Annotated in this window: 19 protein-coding genes; 9 read left to right on the top strand and 10 right to left on the bottom strand. The window is 52.1% G+C overall.

Features of this window, described 5'->3' with window-relative positions:
* Positions 1-35: 35 nt before the first annotated feature.
* From WC903_02335 to WC903_02310, 6 genes are all read left to right on the top strand, one after another.
* Positions 36-857: a hypothetical protein gene (locus WC903_02335; protein MFA5892788.1), complete on the top strand. Its 822-nt coding sequence runs from the start codon at positions 36-38 to the stop codon at positions 855-857.
* A gap of 68 nt (positions 858-925) precedes the next feature.
* The gene (locus WC903_02330) at positions 926-1,669 is read left to right on the top strand and encodes a hypothetical protein (GenBank protein MFA5892787.1); all 744 of its coding nucleotides are present in this window, start codon (positions 926-928) and stop codon (positions 1,667-1,669) included.
* A gap of 215 nt (positions 1,670-1,884) precedes the next feature.
* Entirely contained in the window at positions 1,885-2,301 is a 417-nt protein-coding gene (locus WC903_02325) for a hypothetical protein (protein ID MFA5892786.1), read from the top strand.
* A gap of 13 nt (positions 2,302-2,314) precedes the next feature.
* On the top strand, positions 2,315-2,779 hold the full coding sequence (locus tag WC903_02320) for a hypothetical protein (protein MFA5892785.1): 465 nt from the start codon (positions 2,315-2,317) through the stop codon (positions 2,777-2,779).
* 107 nt (positions 2,780-2,886) lie between these two features.
* Positions 2,887-4,026, top strand: coding sequence for an ice-binding family protein (locus WC903_02315; GenBank protein MFA5892784.1), 1,140 nt, complete (start codon positions 2,887-2,889; stop codon positions 4,024-4,026).
* Positions 4,027-4,089: 63 nt separating this feature from the next.
* The gene (locus tag WC903_02310; GenBank protein ID MFA5892783.1) at positions 4,090-4,866 is read left to right on the top strand and encodes a hypothetical protein; all 777 of its coding nucleotides are present in this window, start codon (positions 4,090-4,092) and stop codon (positions 4,864-4,866) included.
* A gap of 63 nt (positions 4,867-4,929) precedes the next feature.
* Here WC903_02310 and WC903_02305 read toward each other — a convergent pair whose 3' ends face one another.
* From WC903_02305 to WC903_02275, 7 genes are all read right to left on the bottom strand, one after another.
* Complete coding sequence (locus tag WC903_02305; GenBank protein MFA5892782.1) at positions 4,930-5,628, bottom strand: 16S rRNA (uracil(1498)-N(3))-methyltransferase; 699 nt, start codon at positions 5,626-5,628, stop codon at positions 4,930-4,932.
* A complete protein-coding gene (gene dnaJ / locus WC903_02300; protein MFA5892781.1) occupies positions 5,621-6,682 on the bottom strand; it encodes a molecular chaperone DnaJ in 1,062 nt (353 codons plus the stop codon). The genes WC903_02305 and dnaJ overlap by 8 nt, the downstream gene beginning before the upstream one ends.
* A complete protein-coding gene (gene dnaK / locus WC903_02295; protein MFA5892780.1) occupies positions 6,679-8,565 on the bottom strand; it encodes a molecular chaperone DnaK in 1,887 nt (628 codons plus the stop codon). Before dnaK ends, dnaJ begins: the two co-directional genes overlap by 4 nt.
* A gap of 135 nt (positions 8,566-8,700) precedes the next feature.
* Positions 8,701-9,057, bottom strand: a complete 357-nt coding sequence (locus tag WC903_02290) for a four helix bundle protein (GenBank protein MFA5892779.1) — start codon at positions 9,055-9,057, stop codon at positions 8,701-8,703.
* Positions 9,057-9,368 (bottom strand): hypothetical protein, encoded by a 312-nt coding sequence (locus WC903_02285; protein MFA5892778.1) that lies wholly within the window; start codon positions 9,366-9,368, stop codon positions 9,057-9,059. Before WC903_02285 ends, WC903_02290 begins: the two co-directional genes overlap by 1 nt.
* Positions 9,369-9,472: 104 nt before the next feature.
* On the bottom strand, positions 9,473-9,967 hold the full coding sequence (gene grpE, locus WC903_02280; protein ID MFA5892777.1) for a nucleotide exchange factor GrpE: 495 nt from the start codon (positions 9,965-9,967) through the stop codon (positions 9,473-9,475).
* Positions 9,960-10,709 carry a hypothetical protein gene (locus WC903_02275; GenBank protein ID MFA5892776.1) on the bottom strand — a complete coding sequence of 250 codons (750 nt, stop codon included), beginning with the start codon at positions 10,707-10,709 and terminating at the stop codon, positions 9,960-9,962. Before WC903_02275 ends, grpE begins: the two co-directional genes overlap by 8 nt.
* Positions 10,710-10,830: 121 nt before the next feature.
* Between WC903_02275 and WC903_02270 the strand changes: the two genes are divergently transcribed.
* The gene (locus tag WC903_02270; protein ID MFA5892775.1) at positions 10,831-11,313 is read left to right on the top strand and encodes a response regulator; all 483 of its coding nucleotides are present in this window, start codon (positions 10,831-10,833) and stop codon (positions 11,311-11,313) included.
* A 3-nt stretch (positions 11,314-11,316) separates the two neighbouring features.
* Here the strand turns inward: WC903_02270 and hemW are convergent, their stop codons facing one another.
* Positions 11,317-12,648, bottom strand: coding sequence for a radical SAM family heme chaperone HemW (hemW, locus tag WC903_02265; protein MFA5892774.1), 1,332 nt, complete (start codon positions 12,646-12,648; stop codon positions 11,317-11,319).
* Positions 12,645-14,426, bottom strand: a complete 1,782-nt coding sequence (gene lepA, locus WC903_02260; GenBank protein ID MFA5892773.1) for a translation elongation factor 4 — start codon at positions 14,424-14,426, stop codon at positions 12,645-12,647. The genes hemW and lepA overlap by 4 nt, the downstream gene beginning before the upstream one ends.
* A gap of 70 nt (positions 14,427-14,496) precedes the next feature.
* Between lepA and WC903_02255 the strand changes: the two genes are divergently transcribed.
* Together WC903_02255 and WC903_02250 are read left to right on the top strand one after the other, a co-directional pair.
* Positions 14,497-16,149 carry an S-layer homology domain-containing protein gene (locus WC903_02255; GenBank protein MFA5892772.1) on the top strand — a complete coding sequence of 551 codons (1,653 nt, stop codon included), beginning with the start codon at positions 14,497-14,499 and terminating at the stop codon, positions 16,147-16,149.
* 33 nt (positions 16,150-16,182) lie between these two features.
* Positions 16,183-17,106, top strand: coding sequence for a hypothetical protein (locus WC903_02250; GenBank protein ID MFA5892771.1), 924 nt, complete (start codon positions 16,183-16,185; stop codon positions 17,104-17,106).
* Here WC903_02250 and WC903_02245 read toward each other — a convergent pair.
* Positions 17,103-17,948 carry a site-specific DNA-methyltransferase gene (locus WC903_02245; GenBank protein ID MFA5892770.1) on the bottom strand — a complete coding sequence of 282 codons (846 nt, stop codon included), beginning with the start codon at positions 17,946-17,948 and terminating at the stop codon, positions 17,103-17,105. The genes WC903_02250 and WC903_02245 overlap by 4 nt on opposite strands.
* Positions 17,949-17,952 lie beyond the last annotated feature (4 nt).

Genomic DNA, 17,952 nt, shown 5'->3' with positions numbered 1-17,952 from the left:
AACCTGCCGGCAAAGGGTAGAATTAAAGAGAAGAAATGCGCGGACAATTATGCGTCGGTCTTATTCTCCTGTTATTGCTGGCCGGCCCGGGCCTGGCCCAGAAAAAACCTGTCGCCAAGCCGGCCGTCAAAGCGTCGTTCACTAAAGCCCAGGCTGGAATAAAACAACTGCAAAAACAGATCTCGGTCTTGAAAGCGCGCCTGGCCAAGGCCAAGAAAAAACAACTGAAGGCCGATATCCTGGATAAGATAGATCTGCTCCAGGCCAAACTGGCCAAACTTAAGGCCAAGATCGCTCCCCAGAAAAAAAGCTTGCAGAAACCGATCACCCGCCGGGCGGCGACCGACGCGCTAGCCAGCCTCGAAGCCGGCCCGGAAGAACAGGTCCACTCTTCGCCCGAGGCCGAGGTCAAGCCGCGCTCCCGTTTCCGCCATGAGGTCGGCGTGACTTATGGTTTTTTTGCCGGGCTGACCAGCGTCCTGGGTGAGGTCAGGGTCCCTTTGCGGATCGTTTTCGGCCCAGCGACGGTCAATTTCCGGCTGGCGACCGGGCTGGCCCAGGGCCGCGTCGATGGCCGGCGCTTCGTCCCGGTCAACCTTGACCTGATCTTTAGTTTCCCCCCCGGCTGGTTTACCGGTGTTGAGAATTACCTCGGTTGCGGCCTTAATTATGTCGCCCTGACCAGCGGGATGAAGCAGGGGACTGTCGGCGGTGAGGTGTACTATGGAGTGGAGAGCGAAGGTTTTGGCGGGACGGTTTATGGCGAATTGGGTTATGCGATCGTCCAGACCGGTTTTTCCCCGAGCTATAAGGGGATGACGGTCCTGCTGGGGTATCGCCTGACCTTTGGTAATTAATTGCAACAATCCTTGACAGAAAAGGCTCGACTGTTATAATTCTAAGTATAAGGAGGTGAAAAATTACAATGAAAAGATTAGTAGGTTTATTTGTTTTGTTGGCGTTCTTTGTCGGTGTTGCGGGAGTCTACTCTTCAGATGCTGCGGCCGTTGTTAAAAAGAAGGTCGTTGCCAAGAAGAAAGTGGTTAAGAAGAAAGTGGTTAAGAAGGTGGTCAAGAAGGCCGTGAAAAAGGCTTCTCCGGCCAAAGCCATGCCGGCTCCTATCGCACCGCCGCCACCGCCAGTCGCTCCTGTTCCGCCAGCCCCGGTCGTCGTTAAGCCGGCCGCTTCCGCTGGATTGTTCGGAATGGGGCTCAACACTTCTCTCTCCGGTCTGTATATCAGCACTGGAAAGGGATCGCTCTCCGGTTCCATCGGGGCGATGGGCAACCTGGTGTTGGATGACTTTATCGGTCTTGGGCCCATGGTTGGCCTGTCGGCCAATGCCGTGAAGTTCAAGGTTGGTACAGGTTATGTCATGGGTGGAGGAGGCTTAAAGGCTGTCCCAGTCTACGGCGGCGGCATCATTAGTTTGCCGGCGGAGTGGATGGGTGGTCTTGATAGCTATCTGACAGGTGGATTGAACTACGTTGTCTATGGCAACGGCCAGACCAGCGGCAAGATCGGTGGAGATGCCAAATATGGCATCAGGGCTGACCTCGGCCTTGGTCTCGGGAAGACCGGATTTGAGATCGGATACAGTGTTGTCCGCTCGAACACCGTCACTTCCAAGGGTATCAGTCTAACAGTTTCCCAGCCGATCGTTCTATAAAGAGCAGGGGCCCGAACTTTAAAGATAACTTGGATACTTTAAAGGGAGGGTCCCTCTCTTTTTTTCTGCTATATTATTTTACCGAAAAACAGAATAAGGCTTGACATACAAGGGATAAAGCGCATGCTTAATATAGTAAAACTAGGGGATGTGAAATATAATTCACTGTAGTCAAACGTTGATCTTCGCCCGTTAATATTTTGCAAGGAGGGAATATGAAAAAAACGACAATTTCCCTGGTCGCGTTTATGGTGCTTCTTTTGGGATCGAGTTGCCTGGCGTTCCAACCGGCCGTTATTGGCGGGATAAGGGACGGTTTGGCGTTGGGGTTAATGGCGGAAAGCGGCCTCACGAACGGTGCCACGTTAAGATATGGTTTTGAAGCCAATACGTCCAATACGCCGGGTATTCTCTTTATCGGCGGAAAATGGTTTCTGACCAATATCAGGGGCGGATCCCCGATGTCCATGAGCGGCGGCCTGGTCGGTTATCTGGGAGATCATTCCACCGCCGGCCCTTATATTTCCCTTATTTTTGATCGGCTTTTTGAGGTTACACCTTTGTTCCTGGAAGTTGGGATAGATGTGGTTAAATCCGGCAGACTGCAGTTCCAGGTGGGATATTATTTCTAAGGAGGAAATGAACATGAAGAAATGTCTTTATGGTTTATTTGGATCTGTTTTGATTTTTGCGCTCGTGGTTGGCGGGTTCGCGGGGACGGCTCAGGCGGAGGTCAATGTTAACATTAATATAGGTCCCCCTCCCATCGTCGTGTCGGAGCCTCCGGCTGTGGTCATGATGCCGCAGTACGGCATCTATTTTGTGCCGGGGATCAGTTTTGATGTCTTCTTCTATAACGGCTACTGGTGGTCCCCGCGAGGCGATCGCTGGTATCGGTCAAGCCAGTACCGGGGGCCGTGGGGCATTGTGCAACGCAGCTATGTTCCCGGGTATTTGTTCAAAGTACCAAAGAATTACCGCGCGGTCTATAAGAATGAGAGCCCTATTAATTACAAGCAGTGGAAAAATAATTACGGGCAGTCGAAAAAGCAGGGCGGACAGCCGCAAAAACAGGGCCGGAGCAATGAGGGCCGCGGCCGCAAGCATTGAACGACAAAAGGCATCCCGCCGATCCGGTGGATGGCGCACTAAAATTTCTGCTTGACAAGAAATAATGGAATGCCATAATTTCGGTAAATCTCATTGTAGGGGGAAAAATGAAGAGAGTTAAGATGGGCTTCGGGATCCTGCTTCTGGTTTTTGCGTTTGGTCTGGGGATCGTGATGAGCGGGTGTGACGTTCTCGTTCCGCCGGATGCGACCGCCACCACGTCAACTACCACAACAACATTGCCGGACACTACCGCGCCCACCGTGAGTTCCACAAACCCGGCTGATCTTGCCACCGGTGTGCCCATCAACCGGAACATCACCGCCACCTTCAGTGAGGCGATGGACCCGGCAACGATCACCACCGCAACCTTTACCTTAACGGATGGGACAACGACTGTTCCCTGCGCTGTGACGTATGCGGGCACCGTTGCGATCTTGAACCCAACAAGTGATCTCGCAGTCAATACCACATATGAAGCGACGATCACCACGGGTGCCAAGGATCTGGCAGGCAATGCATTGGCTGTCGCTAAGACATGGACCTTTACAACAGGGGCAACTACAGCGACCGGTCCAGAGCTGGTAAACCTTGGAACAGCCGGCAGTTTTGTGATTTTATCAAAGTCAGGGATCTCAACGACTGGGACGACTACGATTGTTGGAGATATTGGAGTTAGTCCAGCCGCTGCAAGTTACATCACTGGATTTGGATTAGCAATGGATAGCACGAATACATTTTCGACATCATCTCTATCGCCCGGATATAAGGTTTATGCGGCCGACTATACTCCCCCAACTCCAGCTAAAATGACTACGGCTGTAAGTGACATGGAGCTCGCGTACACCGACGCAGCTGGACGGGCATTGCCTGATCAGACTGAACTGGGCGCCGGAGATATTACTTCGATGACACTTGCTCCCGGTCTCTATAAATGGGGGACAGGGGTACTAATATCTGCTGCTGGTGTTACTCTCTCTGGCGGCGCCAACGATGTCTGGATCTTCCAGATAGCACAAAATCTCACCGTGGCCAACGGTGCCATTATTACTCTCTCGGGTGGCGCACAGGCCAAGAACATCTTTTGGCAGGTTGCCGGCAAAGCGACACTTGGAACGACGTCTAATTTCAAGGGAAATATATTGTGCCAAACGCTGATTGAGCTGCAGACCGGCGCGACACTGAACGGTAGAGCGCTATCACAGACCGCGGTTACACTAGACGCCAATCCCGTGACTCAGCCATAGGCTGAGGGACGGTAAGAACGGGGACCCGATCCTTAATCCTGAACAAAAGGGAGGTGAAAAATAATGAAGAAAGTAATTATATTTTTTGTGGTCATGGCTTTCATGGCTTCAGTGGCCAGCGTTGCTTTTGGCCGGACGATAGATGAGGAAAAACAAGCGGTCAGGGATTACCTGAAGGTGATCGACGTGAAGATAGTCAAGGCTCGGAATGCTAAACAGACAGTTAAGCTGTCTATTTTGAAAGCTGACAAAGCCGCGACTCTGGCCCGCTGGAATAAGCTGAAAGCTTCGCTGGAAGTCGCGCCACCGCCAGTCGCTCCTGTTCCGCCAGCCTCGGTCGTCGTTAAGCCGGCCGCTTCCGCTGGATTGTTCGGAATGGGGCTCAACACTTCTCTCTCCGGTCTGTATATCAGCACTGGAAAGGGATCGCTCTCCGGTTCCATCGGGGCGATGGGCAACCTGGTGTTGGATGACTTTATCGGTCTTGGGCCCATGGTTGGCCTGTCGGCCAATGCCGTGAAGTTCAAGGTTGGTACAGGTTATGTCATGGGTGGAGGAGGCTTAAAGGCTGTCCCAGTCTACGGCGGCGGCATCATTAGTTTGCCGGCGGAGTGGATGGGTGGTCTCGACAGCTATCTCACTGGTGGGCTGAACTACGTTGCTTATGGCAACGGCCAGACCAGCGGCAAGCTCGGCGGCGATGTCTATTTTGGCATCAATGCTGACCTCGGCCTCGGGTTAGGGAAGACCGGATTTGAGATCGGATACAATGTTGTCCGCTCGAACACCGTCACTTCCAAGGGTATCAGTCTCTCAGTTTGCCAGCCGATCGTTCTATAAAGAGCAGGGGCCCGAACTTTAAAGATAACTTGGATACTTTAAAGGGAGGGTCCCTCTCTTTTATCAGCCTAATTCGTAGAGAATATTGGCGATCGTGGCTAGTCCGGCGGTTTCTGTCCTCATGATCCGTTTACCCAAACTGACCGAGATAAAACCTGCTTGCCTGGCAGACTCGACTTCTTCCTTCGTAAAACCACCCTCGGGCCCGATCAGAAAGACGATAGACGATGGACGATGGACGGTAAGAACTGATTTTAAGCTATTTTCTTTTTCGCTCTCCCACGGGATCAAGGCGAGATCAAATTGATCTTTCAGCTTAAGTACCTCGGCAAACTTCGTCGAGTCAGATATTTCCGGGATAACGGCGCGGCCGGACTGTTCGGCCGCTTCTTTAGCCAGCTTGCGCCAGCGCTCCAGCTTAACTCCCTGGGCGATCGTCCGCGAGGTCAGCATCGGGATGATCCGGCTAACCCCCAACTCGGTGCATTTCTCGACGATAAAATCCATCTTAGAGGCTTTGGGCAAAGCTTGGGCGAGAGTTATCAGGGTTTGCGGTTCGCTCTCGGCCGGGTGCGAACTGATCACCTGGCAGGTGACCCTGTCCGGGGTGAGGGTTTCGATCCTGGCCGCGTGGACCAGGCCGGAGCCATCCAGCAATTCGAGCTCGTCATTCGGTTTCAGGCGAAGGACGTCGCGCAGGTAATGGACATCGGAGCCAATGATGTCGGGAAAGTGTTCCGGTGAAACAAAGACCCTAGGCATGATCGAAGTTTCTCAACAGCTCTTCCTGTTGCCTGGTGATCTTGGCCGGGATGACGACCTCGATCTGGACGTAGAGGTCGCCGCGGCTGTTCCGGCCGAGATGGGGGACCCCTTTTTCCTTGAGCTTGAAAGTGGAGTTCGGTTGGGTCCCGGCCGGGACCTTGAGTACCGTCTTGCCGGAGAGGGTCGGGACAACGATCTCGTCGCCCAGGATCGCCTGGCGGAAGGTGATCGCCTGGCGATGGTAGAGGTTGGCGCCGTCGCGGTTGAACAGCGGATGCTGTTCAACCGTGATAAAGGCGTAGAGGTCACCGGGTGGCCCGCCAGTGTCACCGGCGTTGCCGGCGCCGGCGACGCGCAGGCGGTAACCGGAATCGATCCCGGCGGGGACCTTTAACCTAACGACATGTTTTTTCTTTTCGCGGCCTGATCCGCCGCAGGTTGGACAGGGTGATTTGATCGTCTGGCCGGTTCCGCGGCAGGCCGGGCAGGGGACGATCTGGGTAAAGTTGCCGAGGAATGTTCGCTGGTTCTTTCTGACCTGGCCGGCCCCGTTACAGGCGGTGCATTTGACCGGCGCCGTTCCCGGTTTAGCGCCGCTCCCTTTGCAGGCCGAGCAGGCGGTATAGTGGAGAACATCGAGGTCTTTGTCGAAACCGGTGGCCGCCTGTTCGAGGGTGATCTTGAGATCGTAACGGAGATCTTCGCCGCGCTGTGGGCCGGAGCGCTGGCCGCCCCGCTGGCCGCCGAAGAACATGTCAAAGAGGTCGCCGAACTCGCCAAACCCTGCCGCTCCGCCAAAATCAAAACCTTCGAAACCGCCGCCGCCGGCCCCGGCCGGTCCGGCCTGGCCGTAGTAATCATACTGCGACCGTTTCTGCGGGTCGGAGAGGAGCTGATAGGCGCCGTTGATCTCTTTGAACTTGTCGGCCGAGCCCGCTTCCTTATTGACGTCGGGATGGTATTTGCGGGCCAGGTTGCGGTAAGCCCGTTTGATCTCCTCTTGCGAGGCTGTTTTGCCTACACCGAGTATTTCGTAGGGGTCACGCTTCATGGCGCCGTTTCAGCGTCGATCGTTTTTTCGTCATCGTTCGTGGTTCGTGTTTCGTCTTTCGGGCCGGGGGCCGGTTCGGCTTCTTTATAAATCTTGGCCGACATCTCGTAGACCTCTTTCTGGAGGTTCTCGAGGGACTTCTTGATCGCTTCGGCGTCAGTTCCAGCCAGCGTCTGGCGGGTTTCGGCGATCGCCTTCTCGACCTTCTCTTTGGTCGGTGCGTCGACCTTGTCACCGGCCTCTTTTAAGGTCTTTTCCGCGGAGTAGGCCATGGCATCGGCCTGGTTGCGGGTGTCGACTTCTTCCCGTTTTTTCTTATCCTCGGCTTCGTGCGCCTCGGCGGTCTTCTTCATCTTCTCGATCTCGTCCTTGGACAGGCCGGATGAGGCGGTGATGGTGATCTTCTGCTCTTTGCCGGTCCCTTTATCCTTGGCCCGGACATTGAGGATCCCGTTGGCGTCAATATCAAAGGTTACTTCGACTTGGGGGATGCCGCGCGGCGCCGGCGGGATCCCGTCGAGATGGAAGCGGCCGAGCGTCCGGTTATCTGCGGCCATCGGCCGTTCCCCTTGGAGAATATGGACTTCGACCGAGGTTTGCCCGTCAGCCGCGGTCGAAAAGACCTGGCTTTTTTCATAAGGGATGGTGGTATTCCGCTCGACCAATGGGGTCATGACGCTCCCCAGGGTCTCGATCCCGAGGGTCAAGGGGGTGACATCAAGCAGGACCATTTCCTTCGAAGTCTCGCCGGACATGATCCCGCCCTGGATGGCCGCGCCGAGCGCGACCACTTCATCCGGATTGACCCCTTTGTGCGGTTCTTTGCCGAAGAAGGCTTTAACCGTTTCCTGAACTTTAGGCATTCTGGTCATGCCGCCGACCAGGATGACCTCGTTGATCTGGTTGGCCTTGAGGCCAGCGTCGGCGAGCGCTTGTTTGCACGGAGCGATCGACCGCTCGATCAGGTCGCCGACCAGCTGTTCCAGCTTGGACCGGGTCAGCTTGATGACCAGGTGCTTGGGGCCGGAAGCATCAGCGGTCAGGAAGGGGAGGTTGATCTCGGTTTCCACGGCGGTGGAGAGCTCGCATTTGGCTTTTTCGGCCGATTCCTTGAGCCGCTGCATTGCCAGCCGGTCTTTACCCAGGTCGATCCCCTGGTCTTTCTTGAACTCGTCGAGCAGCCACTTCATGATGTGCTGGTCAAAATCATCGCCGCCGAGATGGGTGTCGCCGTTGGTCGCCAGGACTTCGATCGAGCCTTCCATGATATCAAGGACCGAGACGTCAAAAGTTCCGCCGCCAAGATCGAACACCGCGACCTTTTCCTCTTTCTTTTTTTCAATGCCGTAAGCCAGGGAAGCGGCGGTCGGTTCGTTAATGATCCGGACGACCTCGAGGCCGGCGATGGTGCCGGCGTCCTTGGTCGCCTGGCGCTGGCTGTCGTTAAAATATGCCGGGACGGTGATGACCGCTTTCTTGACCTGCTCGCCGAGAAAATCCTCGGCCGACTGTTTCATCTTTTGCAGGATCATGGCCGAGATCTCCGGCGGGGTGTGATCTTTCTCGTCAATCTTGATCTTAACTTCGTCTTTGCTCCCTTTAACCACCCGATAGGGGACATACTTTAGCTCGCCGCCGACCTCGTCGAACCGCCGCCCCATAAATCTTTTGATTGAGGAGATAGTATGCTCCGGATTAGTGATCGACTGTCTTTTTGCCACTTGGCCGACGACCCGGGCCCCGTCCTTGAGGAAAGCGACGATCGATGGGGTGGTCCGGCCTCCCTCCGAGTTCGGGATGACGGTCGCTTCTCCCCCCATCATTACCGCCACGCAACTGTTAGTTGTCCCCAGATCTATCCCAATGATCTTTTCCTGTGCCATTTCTTTACTCCCCCTTATCCTTTATTAATGTCAAATGTCCAATGACAAATGTCAAATTGATGTGTCGCTGCGCGACGTTATTAAAATGATATGCCGAAGGCATACCTTCATTTGTCATTTTTAATTGGTCATTTGTCATTGTTTCTTTTCTCTTGCTTTGTTAATGATTGCGCTAAGAACACGCTTCAATTCTTCCGCCTCATTAATTAAACTATCCAATTCAACAATATTATCTTTATGTATCAATTCCGCCTTCTTAATTAGCTGTAGCCAATAATGCGTTTCCCTTGCTTCTTTCCTAGCAATCGTTACTTTATTAATAAAATCGGCTTTCGACGAAGCGCCATCCGCTTCTTCCATATTCGCCCCAATCGATGTCCCGGAACGGATCAATTGCTTAACCAAAACCGCCCCCGCTGCCGATTTCGGTAACTTATCAGCAAACTTTATTATCCTGACCGCAAATTCCAGTGCTCTATCCTGAATTTGCATTATTTAATCCACGTAACATAAATCAACCCAAATGTGGCTAGTGTGAGTGCTCCCGCCAAAACAACCTGCCAAAACGTAAGTTGACCTTGAGATTTAGCTGTTTTCTCGTTTGAATTAGCTAAATTGCCTATTGAACCTATCAAAGCCAAGATTCTGTCATCGTTTTCTTCTCGTTTTTTCATCTCAAGAACATGTTGAGCATATCTCGACTTCTCTGAATCCATTGCCCCGTAATAGCTGAACGCAAGGTTTTCCCCCAATTCTTTTATTGTCAATGAATCTATTTTTATTTTTGATTCTTCATTTAACATAAGCTTGTTGTTGATTTCCGATTAGAATAATGTCGCCGCAGGCGACACCTTCATTTGACATTTGTCATTGGACATTTGACATTCAACGCGACATTGGACATTTGTCATTTCTTGCTGACGATCACCATAGACGGCCGGATAACCCGCCCGTGCAAGGTGTAACCTTTTTGCATCTCTTCAATGATAACATTCTCCGGGCCGTGGTGCTCTTTCTGTAAAATTGCTTCGTGTAAATTTGGGTCGTAAACTTTGCCGACCGCTTCGATCACTTTGACCCCGTGTTTGGTTAAGACGTCCTCGAGCTGGCGTTTGATCAGGGCAAGCCCTTTGGTCAGCTCTTCCCCGGCCTTCATCTTGGCGGCCGCGTCGAGCGCCCGGCTAAAGCCGTCGAGGACGGGGAGGGTGTCGCTGATCAGCGTTTCGTTGGCGAACTGAACGAACTGTTCCCGCTCGAGCAAAGAGCGCTTCTTGAAGTTATCAAGATCGGCCATTGCCCGGAGCATCCTATTCTTCCCCTCGGCTACCTGCTCCTTCATCAGCTCGAGCTCGCTTTTTTCTGGCGGCAGTTCCGGCTTAATTTCTTCCAACTCTTCAGTCATTATGTCCCTCCAATAAAACTTCCAGGCGTCGGGAGATGCTTTCCAAAATAGTGGCGGTCCGGGCGTAGCTCATCCGGGTCGGTCCGATGACGCCGAGCCCGCCGGTCACTTTGTTGACTTTATACGAGGCCATGACCACGCTGCAGTCCTTAACTTCCTTAAAAGTATTCTCCGCGCCGATCTTGATGGTGATCCCTTTTTCGGTCGTGTATTCCTTGACCATGTTGGCCATCAGGTCCTCTTCTTCCAGTGTTTCAAAAATGCGCCGGGAGAGTTTGACGTCGGAATACTCCGGTTGCTTGAGCATATGGGCGAAACCACCGGCATAGACCCGCTGCTTGTCCTGCAGGGTGGCGATGACCGAGGCATAGTCGAGCAGGTGGGAGAGTACCTTGAGGGTCTGGTGCATGGTATCTTCCAGGTCATCGTGGATCTCTTTCAACCCTTCGTGAATGACCTCTTCTTCCTTGACCGTCAACTGGCGAGATTTCATCATGTGATCGACATAAAAGCGATAGCCGAGGTCGGTCGGGACCCGCCCGGCCGAAGTGTGCGGCTGGACGATCATCCCGAGCGCTTCCAGGTCGGCCATTTCGTTGCGGATGGTGGCGGGGGAAAGATCGGGCATGTAAGCGCGCCAGATAGTGCGCGAGCCGACCGGTTCGGCTGTGTGCAGATAATCCCGGACGATCGCCTCTAAAATACGTTTTTTACGGTCATCTAATTCTAACTTAGCCGGCATTAGCACTCTCTCCTTTGGAGTGCTAATTATAACAAGTTTATTGTATAAGTGTCAAGAGGGCGGATTTGATGAAATTCCAGATTGAAAATGATGATAATCTCATTAGCAGGAGGCTGATGAAGTGGACGTTAAATTTCCCGTGTCTTCTTACAGAAAACTATTTGATTACCGATGTTTTATGGCGGCAGGTCATTCGCCGGCAGTCGGCGTGCAGCTAAAGGCGGAATTTGTTAAACCGGGCAGGCCACAAGTCATCAAGACGATCCTTCTGGTTGATGATGACCCCAATTATTTGAAAAGTGCGCAACAGCTGCTGAGAGATTACAATGTTAAAGTTGTAGCGGTTGATCCGGGTCTCCCAATAAGAGAGCAGGGACTTAAACTCGTTGCTGAACACAATCCGGAATTGGTTGTTATGGATGGGCAGATGTTCAACACCTCGGGCCCGGAATTAGTAAAGGAATTAAGAGATTTGAAATATAAGGGTTATATTGCAGCCAATTCAGCCAGCGGTAAGAAGAACAAAGAGATGATGGGGGTGGGAGCGGATTTTGTTATACCAGGAAAAGGATTCTTCAATTTCTTGGGATATTTGAAGGCCTAAGGCTTATACGAACTTCTCGAAGACCAGATTGCCCAGATATAGACCTTGCCGGGTTAGTTTATAATTCCCCTTTTCCTCGGTTAACAAGCCGTCTTTTATCAGTTCAGCGACTTGAGCCTCAAAGCCTTTAAATTTCTTAATTGACAAACCGTCCAGGAGGCGGAGGCCGAGGAAGATCGTTTCGCGTTGGTCGGCAGTCGAACCTGGAAACCTGCGACTAAACGTCGCGGTTTCCAGGTATTTTTCGATACAGTTTGGATTAGACCAGCGCTGGCCGTTTACATGGGAGTGCGCGCCGGCGCCAATGCCGAGATAATTCTCGTTCCGCCAGTAAACCAAATTGTGCTGACATTCATAACCCGGTTTAGCAAAATTAGAGATCTCATAATGTTTGTAGCCGTGAGCGGCCAGTTCTTCGATGGCATATTCATACATTGCCAGCTCTTCATCTTCGGAAGGGAGACTGAGGCCCTCATCCGCTCTACCAGAACTATGCACCTTCTCTCCCCTCATCCAATGCGCCAAGGAGGCGCACCTTCTCCCAAAGGGAGAAGGTGTTGCGCAAACGGGAATTAAAGGCGAAGTACCCTCTCCCTCTGGGAGAGGGGGGACACTTTGCGTAAGCGGGTGAGGGGGGGAGAAGGTGTTTTGCAAGTCTGCTTGGCTCATTACCCTCTCCCTCTGGGAGAGGGTGCGTCGGTTTGCGGCAGCGGGTGAGGGCTCTTTGAACCTTTCCCAGAAAGGTGTTCCCTCTTCAATTTGTAAATTATAAGTTGAAAGATGTTCTGGTTTTAGCGCGATCGCCGTGGCCAGATCGCGTTTCCATTCAGCTAAGGTCTGCCCGGGCAGGGCGAAGATCAGATCGAGATTAATATTGTCGAAGCCGGCGTCACGCGCGTCCTGATAAAAACGTTTAGCTGTGGCGGAGTCATGGATCCGCCCCAGGGTCTTTAGCTGCCGGTCGTTGAACGACTGGACGCCGATCGAGAGACGGTTGATACCGAGTTGTCTAAGGGCTTTTAGCTTGGCTTTGCCGGCAGTTCCTGGATTAGCTTCGATGGAGATCTCTGAATGACTAATGACTAATGACGAATGACTAATGAATGTGGATAATATTTTATCGAAATGCTTTGGTTCGAGCAGGGTCGGGGTCCCGCCGCCGAAGAAGACAGTAGAACACGGAACATAGAGCACAGAACACCGGGACTCGAATTCTCGGATCATCGTCTCAACATACTCGTCAATGAAATTTTCCTTCCCGGCATAAGAAACGAAATCACAGTAGTTGCACTTTTGTTTGCAAAAGGGGATGTGGACGTAGAGCGAGGCGGTCATTGCCCGATGCGCAGGACGGCGAGGAATGCTTCCTGGGGGATCTCGACCCGGCCGATCAGCTTCATCTTCTTTTTCCCCTCTTTCTGTTTTTCCAGGAGCTTCCGCTTGCGGGTGATGTCGCCGCCGTAGCATTTGGCCAGCACATCCTTGCGCCGGGCGCGGATCGTCTCGCGGGCGATCACTTTGCCGCCGATCGCCGCCTGGATCGGGACAGAGAACTGATGCTGGGGGATCTCCTCGACCAACCGCTCGGTCAGCTTCTTGCCGTAGTAGTAGGCGCGGTCGCGGTGGACGATGAAGGAGAGAGCGTCGACCAGCTCCCCGTTGATCAGGATATCGAGTTTGACGAGGTCAGAAGGCCGGAAACCGATCTGCTCGTAATCCATCGAGGCGTAACCTTTGGTCACCGATTTAAGCAGATCGTGGAACTCGATGATCACTTCGGCCAGCGGTATTTCATAAGTGGCCACGGCCCGGGTCGGGTCGAGATATTCCAGGTTGATGAAGGTCCCCCGTTTTTCCGTGGCCAGGGTCATGACCGAGCCGACGTACTCGGCCGGGGTGAAGATGCTCACTTTCAAATACGGTTCCTCGATCGATTCGATCGCCGACACATCGGGAAGCTTGGTCGGGTTGTCAATGAACAGGGTCTTTTTGTTATGCAAATTTACTTTATAGACGACGTTCGGGGTGGTGGCGATCAGCCCAATATTAAATTCCCTGGTCAGCCGCTGCTGGGTTATTTCCAGATGGAGGAGGCCGAGAAAACCGCAGCGGAAACCAAAGCCGAGTGCCGCCGAGGTTTCCGGTTCATAAAAAAGGGCGGCGTCGTTAAGCTGCAGCTTTTCGATCGATTCCTTGAGGAGCTTATAATCTTCGCCGTTGATCGGATAAAAACCGCAGAAGACCATCGGCTTGATCTTCTTATAGCCGGGGAGGGCAGTGGTGGCCTGCCGCTTGATATTGGTCACGGTGTCGCCGACGTGCGCGTCAGAGATGGTTTTGATATTGCCGATCAGATAGCCGACCTCGCCGGCGGAGAGAGTGTCGCGCGGGATCAGGTCGAGCCGGAGGGTGCCGATCTCCAGGGCCTCAAAATCCTTGCCGGTCCCCATTAACAGGATCTTGTCCCCCTTATTTAACGTGCCGTTGACGATCCGGATATAGATGATCACGCCGCGGTAGGGGTCGTAATGGGAATCAAAGATCAAAGCTTGCAGCGGCGCGTCGGGATCGCCCAGCGGAGCGGGGACCCGTTTGATCACCGCGTCAATGATCTCGCCGATGCCGCGCCCCTCCTTGGCCGAAGCGAGCAAGATATCCTCGGACTTGAAGCCGAGGGTGTTGATCAGCTCGTTCCGGGCCATTTCCACCTCGGCGCCGGGGAGGTCGATCTTGTTGATGATCGGGATGATGGTCAGTTTATTGTTCAAGGCGAGGTGGTAGTTGGCGAGGGTCTGCGCCTCGATCCCCTGGGTGGCGTCGACCAGGAGGAGGGCTCCTTCGCAGGCGGCCAGGGAGCGCGAGACTTCGTAAGAAAAATCAACGTGGCCCGGCGTATCGATCAGGTTAAGAATATAGTTTTGGTATTCCATCCTGATCGCCTGCGCCTTGATGGTGATACCGCGTTCCCGTTCCAGGTCCATCGTGTCGAGGACCTGGGCGCGCATATCGCGTTTGGCGATCGTGTGGGTGAAGTCGAGCAGGCGGTCGGCCAGCGTCGACTTACCGTGATCGATGTGGGCGATGATGGAAAAGTTCCTGATCCGGTTAAGCATTATTATTTCATTTTATCATAATTAATCGAAGTTGACAGGTTTGATGTTATCGGCGATAATAAACGCAAGCATGAAACAGCTTTTTTTCCCGCTGTTAGCCGTCGTTTTATGCGGTTCGACAGCCATGGCCGCGCTTGACTTGAGCGAGATCGGTGTCGGCGCCCGGCCGCTTGGCCTGGGGCGCGCTTATGTTGGCTTGGCCGATGACGCCAATGCTATTTTTACCAATCCAGCCGGGCTGGCCCGCAACAAGAACCTCAACTTGACCAGCATGAGCGGGGCGCTGCTGGGCGACATCAATTACGTCCTGATCGGCGCGGCCAACGAATCACCGCTCGGCAAGTTCGGGGTCGGCTACATTAACGCGGCGGTGACGGCCATTCCGTTGACGCGCCTGGTTGGCTCCGGGCCGAGCCTGGAAGCGCAGCAATATGATTCAACCGATTATGGTTCCAGCCTGGTCCTCTTTTCATATGGGTCCAAGTTAAGCCGCTTCCTGCGCAATGGGGCAGGGCAGAATGTCTCTCTGGGAGCGACCTTGAAGCTCCTCTCGCAAGGTTTTTCCGGCGGCGGCTCGGCGATGCAGAACGCGAACGGGAGCGGGATGGACGCCGATCTCGGGGTCCTCTGGGAAACTAATTCAAAATTAAGCCTTGGTTTAACTCTGCAAAATTTCCTGCCGGCCACTTTTGGCGGGAAGTTTACCTGGCAGAAAAACGGGGTGATCGAAGGGATCCCCTTGATCACGCGGGCCGGCGGGCATTACGCCCTCTGGAGCAATCTAGATCTGATGTGTGATTATGAAAAGAGCCAGGCGGTCGGCCGGCCCGGGGTTTTTCATCTCGGTTCCGAATTCTGGCCGATCGAGACGCTAGCCCTCCGCCTTGGCCTTGACCAGAAACCGCGGGCGACCGAGAGCGGCGTCGGCGTCGATAATAACCTGACGGCCGGCGTCGGTTTCGCTTTTGGCGGTTTTACTTTTGACTACGCCTATCACCAGTTCGGCGAGCTGTCAGAGAACGCCACGCATTTCTTCTCGCTAGGCTACCGCGGGACCGACCGGGAAAAACTGCGGGAGAAGGCCGCTGCCGAGAAGAAGAACCGGCGCTCGACCATCCCCCAGCCGGAGATCGTTGCCAAACCGAAGTTGAAGTCCTTTAGCGACGTGCCTGATGGCTATTGGGCTAAAAAACCGATTGAGTATCTGTCGACCCTGGGGATCATGGGCGGTTATGGCGACAACACTTTCCGGCCGACCCAGGAGCTGACCCGGGGCGAGCTGGCGGTCCTGCTGGTCAAGGCAAAAGGCTTTACCGTCGGCACTGACGTCCGGGTCAGGTTCAAGGACGTGCCGCTGCAAAGTTTTGAAGCCCCCTACATCAGCTTTGCCGTGGAGAGAAAATATATCAACGGTTATCCCGATAAGGCCTTCCGGCCGCAGAATCGCGTTACCCGGGCGGAAGGGGCGATGATTTTGGCCCGTTGGGCGGGGCTTTATCAGAAACCGAAGCTGGCGGCGCGGCCGTTCCCGGACATGCCTGTCGACCATTGGGCCTCGCCGGCCGTAGCCGCGACCAAAACGGCCGGACTATTCGAGTACTTGTCCGGGCAATCGTTCGGCCCGAAACTCAACTTGACCCGGGCGGAAGCGGCTGAGATAATCTCTAAGGCCCCTTTTGCGAAAAAACAGATCGAAAAGCTGATCTCGGGCGGGGAAGAATAGCGCGGATTAAGTTTCCCTTCAAAGGCGGGCGATATGTATCAATACAGCAAACCAAAACCAATCCCCATCAAACTGATTGATTCTGCTGGGTTTGATTTGCGCCAAAAGGCATTTCAGTTCGTTTCCGCTAATCCGAATACAACCGGAGCAGAAAGAGGGAGTGAAGAACAGCAGGGGTTTGGTGCTTTGGCGGAAATAGTTGTACGGAAATATTTAGGAATGCCTGAAATTAATCCAAGCAATCGGCCTTCTTTAGGTTATGATTTTCTGCTTCCAACCGGAATCAAGGTTGATGTTAAATGCAGAGGCGGCACGCTGCCATTTAAAGAGGAATATTTAAGCAACGATGATATTCCAAGAGAAGCAAAACATAATTTTTGGCCAAGGCAAATGAACGATGATCGATTAGATGTAGATATATACTTAATGACACACCTTAAAACCCCTAGTAAAAAAACAAGAAAACTACCTGGGACAAAAAGACAAAAATGGATATTATATATATGTGGTTGGGTTTCGAAAGAAAGGGTTAAACGAGAAGGCGTGTATTTACCTAGAGGCTCATTAACCGAACAAGGCAAGACGTGGTTTACTTATCAAAAGCATGATATTGAATTTTATAATAAAAATTTGAATGGCTTACAAAGCTTAGATGAGTTGCTCAAAATAGACCAATCTGATGTCAATGCTGATATAGCTCGAAAAGGGGATTTGAATCTCACTTCAGTTGATGCGATACGTATTACCTACGACTTGATTGGTCGAGGCATATTGAACAATAAACACTTGGAATATATTAAGAAAAAAGCAAATATAACTAATGAAATTAAGCCGATTTTAAGCTCAAATCAATATTTTCATCTTTTAGAATGGTTTAAAGAGGAAGGTTTAATAACAGACAAAGAATTAGAAAGGGCTGCCCAAATACTGAAAAAAGAACCTTACACGGGTATTTAGGCGAACAATCTGCTGTTTTCGACAGCGGCCTTCCTTTTTGCTTCTTTAATTCTTTTGTTGCAGATTTCAATATAGTCAATATGATGCTTTTTGTGCAAAAATACTTCCTCATTTTTTTCGATACCAATAAACAATCGATCCTCAAGAACGGCTGAAACAAGAAAACTCCCACTGCCGCAAGTATTGTCGAGGATAATGTCTCCTGGTTTTGTAAATGTTTTAATTAGGTATCTGCCTAGCTCGACTGGTTTTTGAGTAGGATGGTGAACAACGCCTTCACTCTCTGCCGTTTTGAAATAAACAACATCTGTGGGATACCGCTGGCCATCACTTTTAACTTTAACAGGCTTAAAATCCCCATAACAGCCTGTCAGCTGATTTTTCCTGAACCCCTTGTTATAAGGCTCTCCGGGAGTCATTTGCGGATTATAATCGGGTTGGTTTTTGTAAAATATGCATATATCCTCGTGCCTCCGAAGCGGTTGTTTCTTTGCATTAAGGAAATTAGTTGGCTTAGATTTTACCCAAATAATCTTATACTTAAATAACCTTGGATTGGATAGGATTAATTGGGCGGTAAACAACCCTTGTGAGGTAAGAACTATAACACCATTATCTTTAATTATTCTTTCATATTCAGTCCATAGTTTATCAAGGGGGATAATGCTGTCCCATTTGTTTTGGGTGTTTCCATAAGGGAGATCACACAGAACCATATTTATTGATTTCGGAGGCATGGTTTTCATTACTTCAAGGCAATCGCCTTGAAGTACTCTGTTCAGGAAATTGTTAATACTTTGATGTTGGGGAGCAGCTAAATTGTTTTCAGGTGAATATCTCATGCCT

The organism is Candidatus Margulisiibacteriota bacterium (assembly GCA_041658645.1).
In the GTDB taxonomy this organism is placed as follows: domain Bacteria; phylum Margulisbacteria; class WOR-1; order O2-12-FULL-45-9; family XYB2-FULL-48-7; genus JBAZZV01.
Note: the sequence above shows the minus strand (reverse complement) of the source record. Positions and strands in the feature narration are given on the sequence as shown.

Excerpts from the sequence above, each read along its gene's own strand:
- WC903_02335 (MFA5892788.1), top strand. The coding sequence starts at position 36 with ATGCGCGGACAATTATGCGTCGGTCTTATTCTCCTGTTATTGCTGGCC.
- WC903_02330 (MFA5892787.1), top strand. The coding sequence starts at position 926 with ATGAAAAGATTAGTAGGTTTATTTGTTTTGTTGGCGTTCTTTGTCGGT.
- WC903_02325 (MFA5892786.1), top strand. The coding sequence starts at position 1,885 with ATGAAAAAAACGACAATTTCCCTGGTCGCGTTTATGGTGCTTCTTTTG.
- WC903_02320 (MFA5892785.1), top strand. The coding sequence starts at position 2,315 with ATGAAGAAATGTCTTTATGGTTTATTTGGATCTGTTTTGATTTTTGCG.
- WC903_02315 (MFA5892784.1), top strand. The coding sequence starts at position 2,887 with ATGAAGAGAGTTAAGATGGGCTTCGGGATCCTGCTTCTGGTTTTTGCG.
- WC903_02310 (MFA5892783.1), top strand. The coding sequence starts at position 4,090 with ATGAAGAAAGTAATTATATTTTTTGTGGTCATGGCTTTCATGGCTTCA.
- WC903_02305 (MFA5892782.1), bottom strand. The coding sequence starts at position 5,628 with ATGCCTAGGGTCTTTGTTTCACCGGAACACTTTCCCGACATCATTGGC.
- dnaJ (MFA5892781.1), bottom strand. The coding sequence starts at position 6,682 with ATGAAGCGTGACCCCTACGAAATACTCGGTGTAGGCAAAACAGCCTCG.
- dnaK (MFA5892780.1), bottom strand. The coding sequence starts at position 8,565 with ATGGCACAGGAAAAGATCATTGGGATAGATCTGGGGACAACTAACAGT.
- WC903_02290 (MFA5892779.1), bottom strand. The coding sequence starts at position 9,057 with ATGCAAATTCAGGATAGAGCACTGGAATTTGCGGTCAGGATAATAAAG.
- WC903_02285 (MFA5892778.1), bottom strand. The coding sequence starts at position 9,368 with ATGTTAAATGAAGAATCAAAAATAAAAATAGATTCATTGACAATAAAA.
- grpE (MFA5892777.1), bottom strand. The coding sequence starts at position 9,967 with ATGACTGAAGAGTTGGAAGAAATTAAGCCGGAACTGCCGCCAGAAAAA.
- WC903_02275 (MFA5892776.1), bottom strand. The coding sequence starts at position 10,709 with ATGCCGGCTAAGTTAGAATTAGATGACCGTAAAAAACGTATTTTAGAG.
- hemW (MFA5892774.1), bottom strand. The coding sequence starts at position 12,648 with ATGACCGCCTCGCTCTACGTCCACATCCCCTTTTGCAAACAAAAGTGC.
- lepA (MFA5892773.1), bottom strand. The coding sequence starts at position 14,426 with ATGCTTAACCGGATCAGGAACTTTTCCATCATCGCCCACATCGATCAC.
- WC903_02255 (MFA5892772.1), top strand. The coding sequence starts at position 14,497 with ATGAAACAGCTTTTTTTCCCGCTGTTAGCCGTCGTTTTATGCGGTTCG.
- WC903_02250 (MFA5892771.1), top strand. The coding sequence starts at position 16,183 with ATGTATCAATACAGCAAACCAAAACCAATCCCCATCAAACTGATTGAT.
- WC903_02245 (MFA5892770.1), bottom strand. The coding sequence starts at position 17,948 with ATGAGATATTCACCTGAAAACAATTTAGCTGCTCCCCAACATCAAAGT.